Genomic DNA, 1,795 nt, shown 5'->3' on the forward strand with positions numbered 1-1,795 from the left:
GAAGCTGTGACATAACTAGCCTCTGTATAAGCAAATGGGACGAGAAACCGAATTTTGGTTTCTCGTCCCATTTGCTTACACCTTTGATTTTTAAAACTGGTCCCTACCGTGACCAGTTTCATAATGTTTAACGCCAGTATTACGATTCCTGCTTCCTTGGTGACCTTATCAAAGCCCCGCACCGAGAAGCGATTGAAACGCAAAGAAGCCTTCATCTTGCCAAAAACTGGTTCAACATCGATCTTACGCTGGGCATAGATCTGACCGGTATCTGGAGCTGAAAGTAACTCACGCTGTTTTGCCTTAAAATATTCCCAATTTCCATTCACGGAGATTCTTTTAAGATTCCCTTTCGGGGTTAATGCACCGGGAATAAGTTGGTGATTTTCATCATATTTTTCGGCGACGTATTCTTTGAAATCACGAGTAAACCCATATTTATCGATCCGCTGACGATACGTATTGAAATTGAATCGCGCGCCTTGGGGATTGATGAAATAGTCATCTTTTTCATGATAATCCCAGTTCATAACCTTACGGTCGTCACTACGCCATTTCCGACTATTCTCTTTAAGCATTGTCCCGTATGGTATTAGGGCGGTATGCTGTTCAAGTTTATCTTCTAAGTACCGATAATTACTTTCGGAACCGTATCCGGCATCGGCGACGATGGTGGTACCTAACGTATTGTTGGCCTTCAAATGCTTTATAAATGTTTGTAACGTTCGGGTATCAGTTGGATTCTGAAACAACTGATATCCCGTGATGAACTGGTTGCTCGTGGCGATTTGAAAATTATAGGCGGGTTTCAATTGACCATTTTGCATCGGATCTTCTTTAACCCGCATAAAAGTGGCATCGTGGTCCGTTTTAGAGTAGCTGTTACGTTGACCATAAATAGCTTGCTGTGCTTGGTGTTCCCGCATTTTTTCCCGCCGTTCATCTAACTTACGTTTTTGTGACTTAACAGTTCGTCGTTGTTGCTTGGCGGGGTTCGGGGAAACTTTCTTAGTTGCTTCCACAGTTTTATTGAGGACCACTAAGTGATCCTCAACTTTGCTAATCATGGCATCTAACATTTCCAGCGTTAGATCTGACCCGGCCGGTACTTCACCGATAATTTCGGCTTCATGCAACTCACCTAACAGATCGACTAATTTTTCGCGATTCATCTGATCAAACCGAATCGTGTTCTTCTTCCAGACAAAACTATACTTATTCGCATCGGCCAGGATTTTAGTTCCATCAATAAAAGAAATATCGTCAATCAAACCATTTTGACGCAAATACTCGGTCAATTGGGACAAGCTATCATTTGTCATGGTTGCTAACTCATCGGAGATTCTGAAACGGCAAATTGTCCGGTAGGACGGAACTTGGTCGGCAATTAACCACCCAGCAGGCTTGTTTTCACGGGCAAAACGTTCAATCTTGCGACTGCTGAAAATGCCGTAACTGTACGACAAAAGGACCAGTTTTAACATGGCGCCAAGGTTATATTCCCGTGGCCGTCCGAACTGGTAATCATATTTTAGTTTTAAACTCTCAACGAGCTCATTAATATAACGGGCAGGATGATTTTCTTCTGGTTGGTAATCCAAGGCGATACTCAAAGTGGTTTGATTCATGTTATAATAATCTTGCATATTTGGAATGTCCTTTCGGGGATAATTTCGTGGAGTATCGGGTGCGACCGGTACTCTTTTTTATTTTCCATTATATCAAAAGCCAGTCCGGAAAAATCCGAAGATTTTTCCAGACTGGCTTTGTTTTTAGAGACTTATGTCACAGCCTC

1 protein-coding gene is annotated in these 1,795 nt (G+C 42.3%); it reads right to left on the reverse strand.

The genetic code is table 11. The features are described from left to right. Window positions 1-1,646: IS1182 family transposase (locus tag D1831_RS14165; protein WP_125073447.1), on the reverse strand; the 1,646-nt coding region annotated here is incomplete at its 3' end. Window positions 1,647-1,795 lie beyond the last annotated feature (149 nt).

It is taken from the genome of Lactiplantibacillus garii, assembly GCF_003885105.1.
GTDB lineage: Bacteria > Bacillota > Bacilli > Lactobacillales > Lactobacillaceae > Lactiplantibacillus > Lactiplantibacillus garii.